Consider the following 8,184-nt stretch of genomic DNA (forward strand, 5'->3'; position numbering starts at 1 on the left):
TTCGCTAGAAATACATTAGATACCTTAAAGTATGTAAGACTATTAAAGGAAAACAATGTTGGTGTAGTATTTGAAGAAGAAAATATAGATACTTTGACAATGGATGGAGAGCTATTACTAACAATATTAAGTTCAGTAGCTCAACAAGAAGTAGAAAATACCTCAGCCCATGTAAAAAAAAGGACTGAAAATGAAAATGGAAAAAGGGGAACTTATTGGTTTTCAAGGTTGCCTCGGATATGATTATGATCCCACAACAAAAAGTATATCTATAAATGAAGAAGAAGCTAAAATTGTTAGATATATTTTTAAAAGATATTTAGAGGGCAATGGTGGTTCAGTCATTGGCAGGGAATTAGAAGAACAAGGATATCTCACTCCTAGAGGTAAAACAAAATGGTCTGACACTACAGTGTTAGGAGTAATTAAAAATGAAAAGTATATTGGTGATATACTAATGGGAAAGACCTTCACAGTTGATCCCATAACAAAAAGAAGACTAGCAAACTTTGGTGAATCTGATAAATATCACATTGAAAATCATCACGAGCCAATTATATCAAGAGAAGATTTTGAAAAGGCACAAGAGATTAGACTCAGGAGAGCACAAAACAGAAACACCATAGCTAACAAGGATAGAAAAAGAGAAAAACTATCAAGACAATACGCTTTTTCAAGTATGCTGGAATGTGGATTTTGTGGCGAAATACTGTCAAGAAGAACTTGGCACACAAGTTCAATTTACAAAAAAATTAACTGGCAATGTGTAAAGTCAACAAAAAAAGGTAAAAAATATTGTCCTCATTCAAAAGGAATACAAGAAGCAGCAATAGAAAAAGCATTTGTTGAAAGCTATAGGCAATTATGCCATGCAGATTCAACAGTAATAGATGACTTTTTAAAAATTGTAGAAGAAGAAATAAATGATAATACTTTAGTCAAAGATTTGAAAAAGTTAGAAAACCAATTAAACAGAATCATTAGTCAAGAAAGAAAGTTAGTTGATCTTCATTTAGAAGATAGTATAGACGAAGAAGTTTATGCTAAAAAGTATAAAAAACTTACAAAACAAAAAGAAGAATTACTTGATGAAAAGAAAACACTAGAGCTAACTATCAAAGATGAAAACTCTATTAAAGAAAGATTAAAGCAATTTAAAAAGGTCTTAGAAAACAAAGAAATTATAGAGGAATTTAATAGAACAGTATTTGAAAGCATAGTTGATAAAGTCGTGGTGGGAAGAATTGATAAAGACGGAAAAGTTCATCCTTATGACTTAACATTCTATTTCAAAACAGGAGTTAAAGATAGTCAAGATTCTAATAATTTCAAAGATAAAAGAAAAAATGCCAAAGACAATGACATTAATAAATTGTGTTCCTACATGAATGACGAGGATAAAAAATTATGTACCCAAGCAAAAGACAACGCACGCGGAGACGGTAGCTCTGTTGTCCAAACTAAATACAGAACATCATTTAGATATAGAAATAGGGGAAGATGAATTATCTGAAATTGACTTTTCAAAAGACGCAACTTATGGAGAAATTAAAAAGTATGTGTTAGATAAATACGGACTAAAAATTTCAAGCCTATATATTGCCCAAATAAAAAGGAAACGTGGTCTAATAGAGAGAGAAAATTATAATTTTAGTAAGAAAGAAAATCAAAGAGTGCCAAATTGCCCAGAAGAAAAAGAAAAAGCAATCGAAGATGCTTTAGAGCATTTTGGAATGATTTAAATAATATCTAAGATTGAAAATTTTAAAATTAAGACTTAAAAACTTTAAGATTAAAAAGATATGTACTTCTTATATAACCTAAGAAGATTAATTGAAAATCAGGGGAACGATGATGGTAAAATAAAAAATTTTAACAACTAAAGAAGAATTAGGCATTATTGCCAAAGAGATTTTTATGAAGTTAAAAATACTGAAAAAGACTTGTTAGAATTGAAAATTTTAGATCATTGTGCAGGGTTTCGTGTCATAGTAGTGATAGAGGCAAATAGTTATGTAAATATAAAGAGTTCAAGACTTCTACCAAAGTTTAAAACTCAAAAAATAAATAGTTGGTGTGCTGCTTAGAGTAACCATTTTGATAATGTGGATGCGAAACAAAAAGAGATAATCAGACTTCGTAAAAAATTGAAACAGGTTGAAATGGAGAATGATATTTTAAAGCAAGCTGCACTACTGTTAGGCAAAAATAGACCTCATTATCTCGAACCGAGATAAATATAGCATTAGTGCAATGTGTAGACTACTTGGGGTCACAAGAAGTTTAGTCTATTATCATTTGAACAAAGAAAAAGATGTGAAATTAGATGAAGATGAAAAACTAATAGAAGAAATAAAAGAAATATTCAGAAGAAGTAGAAACAACTATGGAACACGCAAAATAAAAAAAAACTAGGGAAAATTGGATATAAAATATCGAGAAGAAAAATAGGCCGAATAATGAAGAAAAATGGCCTAGTCTCAAACTATACAGTAGCACAATATAAAGTAATAAGATCCAAATGCAACGAAGAAGACATCCCTAACCTTTTAAATAGATAATTTGACAATAGAGACTATTTAGAAGCAATAGTAAGCGACCTAACATATGTAAGAGTAGGAAAAACATGGAATTATATATGTTTAATAATAGACTTAAACAGCCGTGAAATAATAGGATACTCATCAGGTAAAAACAAAGATGCAAATCTAGTAGCAGAAGCATTTTACTCAATAAGGCAGCCACTAAATCGTATAAAAATATTTCACACAGACAGAGGAAGAGAATTTTAAAATATAAAAATAGAAGAAATATTAAAGGTATTTGGGATAAAAAGATCGCTAAGTAAAAAAGGAAGCCCATATGATAACGCAGTAAGCGAAGCAGTCAATAAAGTAATGAAGACAGAATTCATATATCAGGAGAACTTTACTAATTTCCAAGAACTTAATCTAAAATTAGCAGAATACGTATATTGGTATAATAACCTAAGAATTCATGGATCTTTAGGATATAAAAACCAGTAGAATATAGAAAAGCAGAATAAAAAGCTCTGGAAGTTTCATAAATTAAATAAAATATATGAACAGACTGTCAAGGGCAAATTTCAACGAAATTTGGGCGAAGCCTTTACCCTTGATTGTCTGAGAATATATTTTATAATCTAAAGAAACTTTCAAGCTTGATAATGTTCGGTTATAAATTGTCTAAAAAAGGGTTGCCATTCCATGTATTTGGGTTCATTAGAAGAATGCCGAGCAATGGGTAACATGACGCTGATGTGTTTATACACAAAAAAGCTACACATGCGTTGGCTGACAACAGGGAGCTAAGTAAATTAACACCAGCTAAAATGTTTGACGCTATTAATAAATGACAAGTATATGAAATTGGTTTTACCTAGTTTAAAAAAGAAATTATAATGAAAATATGGAGGCTAAGAATATGAAGATTAATAATGAATGTTGTTGTGGATGCAAAACAGAAAAGCCGGATCAAATTAAAGACAATTGTCCTGTATGTAATAATGAAGGGATTTCCGTTAGTAAAGTAACTGTTGAACATCTAGTGGTAGATGATTATCGTAATGCTGTTAACGGAGATCAATATAAGATTTGCATGAACGAGGACTGCGACGTTGTTTACTATAACTTAGATAATGAAATAAAATTCTTGAAAGACCAAGTTAGAGTTCCTATCTGGTTTAAGAAAGATGCAGATCCTAAGTATGCTTGTTATTGTAGCGAAGTCACAGAAAATCAGGTAATTGAAGCAGTTGTAAAGCATGGCGCGAAATCCGTAAAAGAAGTAAATGCCATCACTGGGGCAATGAAAAATCCTAATTGTAAAGAAAACAATCCGTTGGGAGTTTGTTGTCATAAGATTATTCAGGAAGCTATCGATAAAGGCTTGAAAATGAAATAATTACAGTCGATATGTTCCTACAAACGAGAGCCAATCTTTGATATGTTTCCATCTACGAGCGTGGATATGTTCCCATAACCATAGGGGTTGAAAGTGTAGACTTGAGTGGTCAGTGTGGATAAAATTTTAATTCTTAAAAAAGCATGTGGAAAATATATTCTCAAATTATTTCTAAATTCTACTAGCTTTAAATTAAGAGTATATAAAATTATAATTTCTTACACTTTTTGCATCAACGCTACACTTTCAACCCCTATGGTTATGGGAACATATCCACGCTCGTAGATGGAAACATATCAAAGATTGGCTCTCGTTTGTAGGAACATATCGACTGTAATTATTTCATTTTCAAGCCTTTATCGATAGCTTCCTGAATAATCTTATGACAACAAACTCCCAACGGATTGTTTTCTTTACAATTAGGATTTTTCATTGCCCCAGTGATGGCATTTACTTCTTTTACGGATTTCGCGCCATGCTTTACAACTGCTTCAATTACCTGATTTTCTGTGACTTCGCTACAATAACAAGCATACTTAGGATCTGCATCTTTCTTAAACCAGATAGGAACTCTAACTTGGTCTTTCAAGAATTTTATTTCATTATCTAAGTTATAGTAAACAACGTCGCAGTCCTCGTTCATGCAAATCTTATATTGATCTCCGTTAACAGCATTACGATAATCATCTACCACTAGATGTTCAACAGTTACTTTACTAACGGAAATCCCTTCATTATTACATACAGGACAATTGTCTTTAATTTGATCCGGCTTTTCTGTTTTGCATCCAACAACATTCATTATTAATCTTCATATTCTTAGCCTCCATATTTTCATTATATTTCTTTTTTAAACTAGGTAAAACCAATTTCATATACTTGTCATTTATTAATAGCGTCAAACATTTTAGCTGGTGTTAATTTACTTAGCTCCCTGTTGTCAGCCAACGCATGTGTAGCTTTTTTGTGTATAAACACATCAGCGTCATGTTACCCATTGCTCGGCATTCTTCTAATGAACCCAAATACATGGAATGGCAACCCTTTTTTAGACAATTTATAACCGAACATTATCAAGCTTGAAAGTTTCTTTAGATTATAAAATATATTCTCAGACAATCAAGGGTAAAGGCTTCGCCAAATTTCGTTGAAATTTGCCCTTGACAGTCTGTTCATATATTTTATTTAATTTATGAAACTTCCAGAGCTTTTTATTCTGCTTTTCTATATTCTACTGGTGTTTATATCCTAAAGATCCATGAATTCTTAGGTTATTATACCAATATACGTATTCTGCTAATTTTAGATTAAGTTCTTGGAAATTAGTAAAGTTCTCCTGATATATGAATTCTGTCTTCATTACTTTATTGACTGCTTCGCTTACTGCGTTATCATATGGGCTTCCTTTTTTACTTAGCGATCTTTTTATCCCAAATACCTTTAATATTCTTCTATTTTTATATTTTAAAATTCTCTTCCTCTGTCTGTGTGAAATATTTTTATACGATTTAGTGGCTGCCTTATTGAGTAAAATGCTTCTGCTACTAGATTTGCATCTTTGTTTTTACCTGATGAGTATCCTATTATTTCACGGCTGTTTAAGTCTATTATTAAACATATATAATTCCATGTTTTTCCTACTCTTACATATGTTAGGTCGCTTACTATTGCTTCTAAATAGTCTCTATTGTCAAATTATCTATTTAAAAGGTTAGGGATGTCTTCTTCGTTGCATTTGGATCTTATTACTTTATATTGTGCTACTGTATAGTTTGAGACTAGGCCATTTTTCTTCATTATTCGGCCTATTTTTCTTCTCGATATTTTATATCCAATTTTCCCTAGTTTTTTTTTATTTTGCGTGTTCCATAGTTGTTTCTACTTCTTCTGAATATTTCTTTTATTTCTTCTATTAGTTTTTCATCTTCATCTAATTCACATCTTTTTCTTTGTTCAAATGATAATAGACTAAACTTCTTGTGACCCCAAGTAGTCTACACATTGCACTAATGCTATATTTATCTCGGTTCGAGATAATGAGGTCTATTTTTTGCCTAACAGTAGTGCAGCTTGCTTTAAAATATCATTCTCCATTTCAACCTGTTTCAATTTTTTACGAAGTCTGATTATCTCTTTTTGTTTCGCATCCACATTATCAAAATGGTTACTCTAAGCAGCACACCAACTATTTATTTTTTGAGTTTTAAACTTTGGTAGAAGTCTTGAACTCTTTATATTTACATAACTATTTGCCTCTATCACTATGACACGAAACCCTGCACAATGATCTAAAATTTTCAATTCTAACAAGTCTTTTTCAGTATTTTTAACTTCATAAAAATCTCTTTGGCAATAATGCCTAATTCTTCTTTAGTTGTTAAAATTTTTTATTTTACCATCATCGTTCCCCTGATTTTCAATTAATCTTCTTAGGTTATATAAGAAGTACATATCTTTTTAATCTTAAAGTTTTTAAGTCTTAATTTTAAAATTTTCAATCTTAGATATTATTTAAATCATTCCAAAATGCTCTAAAGCATCTTCGATTGCTTTTTCTTTTTCTTCTGGGCAATTTGGCACTCTTTGATTTTCTTTCTTACTAAAATTATAATTTTCTCTCTCTATTAGACCACGTTTCCTTTTTATTTGGGCAATATATAGGCTTGAAATTTTTAGTCCGTATTTATCTAACACATACTTTTTAATTTCTCCATAAGTTGCGTCTTTTGAAAAGTCAATTTCAGATAATTCATCTTCCCCTATTTCTATATCTAAATGATGTTCTGTATTTAGTTTGGACAACAGAGCTACCGTCTCCGCGTGCGTTGTCTTTTGCTTGGGTACATAATTTTTTATCCTCGTCATTCATGTAGGAACACAATTTATTAATGTCATTGTCTTTGGCATTTTTTCTTTTATCTTTGAAATTATTAGAATCTTGACTATCTTTAACTCCTGTTTTGAAATAGAATGTTAAGTCATAAGGATGAACTTTTCCGTCTTTATCAATTCTTCCCACCACGACTTTATCAACTATGCTTTCAAATACTGTTCTATTAAATTCCTCTATAATTTCTTTGTTTTAAGACCTTTTTAAATTGCTTTAATCTTTCTTTAATAGAGTTTTCATCTTTGATAGTTAGCTCTAGTGTTTTCTTTTCATCAAGTAATTCTTCTTTTTGTTTTGTAAGTTTTTTATACTTTTTAGCATAAACTTCTTCGTCTATACTATCTTCTAAATGAAGATCAACTAACTTTCTTTCTTGACTAATGATTCTGTTTAATTGGTTTTCTAACTTTTTCAAATCTTTGACTAAAGTATTATCATTTATTTCTTCTTCTACAATTTTTAAAAAGTCATCTATTACTGTTGAATCTGCATGGCATAATTGCCTATAGCTTTCAACAAATGCTTTTTCTATTGCTGCTTCTTGTATTCCTTTTGAATGAGGACAATATTTTTTACCTTTTTTTGTTGACTTTACACATTGCCAGTTAATTTTTTTGTAAATTGAACTTGTGTGCCAAGTTCTTCTTGACAGTATTTCGCCACAAATCCACATTCCAGCATACTTGAAAAAGCGTATTGTCTTGATAGTTTTTCTCTTTTTCTATCCTTGTTAGCTATGGTGTTTCTGTTTTGTGCTCTCCTGAGTCTAATCTCTTGTGCCTTTTCAAAATCTTCTCTTGATATAATTGGCTCGTGATGATTTTCAATGTGATATTTATCAGATTCACCAAAGTTTGCTAGTCTTCTTTTTGTTATGGGATCAACTGTGAAGGTCTTTCCCATTAGTATATCACCAATATACTTTTCATTTTTAATTACTCCTAACACTGTAGTGTCAGACCATTTTGTTTTACCTCTAGGAGTGAGATATCCTTGTTCTTCTAATTCCCTGCCAATGACTGAACCACCATTGCCCTCTAAATATCTTTTAAAAATATATCTAACAATTTTAGCTTCTTCTTCATTTATAGATATACTTTTTGTTGTGGGATCATAATCATATCCGAGGCAACCTTGAAAACCAATAAGTTCCCCTTTTTCCATTTTCATTTTCAGTCCTTTTTTTTACATGGGCTGAGGTATTTTCTACTTCTTGTTGAGCTACTGAACTTAATATTGTTAGTAATAGCTCTCCATCCATTGTCAAAGTATCTATATTTTTCTTCTTCAAATACTACACCAACATTGTTTTCCTTTAATAGTCTTACATACTTTAAGGTATCTAATGTTTTCTAGCGAATCTTGATATA

Annotated in this window: 3 protein-coding genes and 5 pseudogenes; 4 read left to right on the top strand and 4 right to left on the bottom strand. The window is 30.8% G+C overall.

Annotation, left to right across the window (positions count from 1 at the left end):
- The 4 genes and pseudogenes from DRZ96_RS00265 to DRZ96_RS00290 all read left to right on the top strand — a co-directional run.
- Window positions 1-1,504: pseudogene (locus DRZ96_RS00265) on the top strand (recombinase family protein); the annotation flags it as partial.
- The gene (locus DRZ96_RS00270) at window positions 1,452-1,742 is read left to right on the top strand and encodes an RNA methyltransferase (RefSeq protein ID WP_112889217.1); all 291 of its coding nucleotides are present in this window, start codon (window positions 1,452-1,454) and stop codon (window positions 1,740-1,742) included. The pseudogene DRZ96_RS00265 and the gene DRZ96_RS00270, both read left to right, overlap by 53 nt.
- A 357-nt stretch (window positions 1,743-2,099) precedes the next feature.
- Window positions 2,100-3,046 (top strand): annotated as a pseudogene (locus DRZ96_RS10950) (IS3 family transposase); the annotation flags it as partial.
- A 398-nt stretch (window positions 3,047-3,444) separates the two neighbouring features.
- Entirely contained in the window at window positions 3,445-3,924 is a 480-nt protein-coding gene (locus DRZ96_RS00290) for a Csac_0668 family 2Fe-2S cluster-binding (seleno)protein (RefSeq protein WP_050150156.1), read from the top strand.
- 337 nt (window positions 3,925-4,261) lie between these two features.
- On the opposite strand, the pseudogene DRZ96_RS00295 reads toward DRZ96_RS00290, so the two are convergent.
- From DRZ96_RS00295 to DRZ96_RS00320, 4 genes and pseudogenes are all read right to left on the bottom strand, one after another.
- A pseudogene (locus DRZ96_RS00295) lies at window positions 4,262-4,739 on the bottom strand (Csac_0668 family 2Fe-2S cluster-binding (seleno)protein).
- A gap of 396 nt (window positions 4,740-5,135) precedes the next feature.
- Window positions 5,136-6,081 (bottom strand): annotated as a pseudogene (locus tag DRZ96_RS10955) (IS3 family transposase); the annotation flags it as partial.
- A gap of 354 nt (window positions 6,082-6,435) precedes the next feature.
- Window positions 6,436-6,726: an RNA methyltransferase gene (locus DRZ96_RS00315; protein WP_112889217.1), complete on the bottom strand. Its 291-nt coding sequence runs from the start codon at window positions 6,724-6,726 to the stop codon at window positions 6,436-6,438.
- Window positions 6,674-8,184 (bottom strand): annotated as a pseudogene (locus DRZ96_RS00320) (recombinase family protein); the annotation flags it as partial. The pseudogene DRZ96_RS00320 and the gene DRZ96_RS00315, both read right to left, overlap by 53 nt.

It is taken from the genome of Peptoniphilus harei (assembly GCF_900454685.1).
Lineage (GTDB): Bacteria > Bacillota > Clostridia > Tissierellales > Peptoniphilaceae > Peptoniphilus_A > Peptoniphilus_A harei.

Coding starts and splice junctions, on each gene's coding strand:
- DRZ96_RS00290 (WP_050150156.1), top strand. CDS start 3,445: ATGAAGATTAATAATGAATGTTGTTGTGGATGCAAAACAGAAAAGCCG.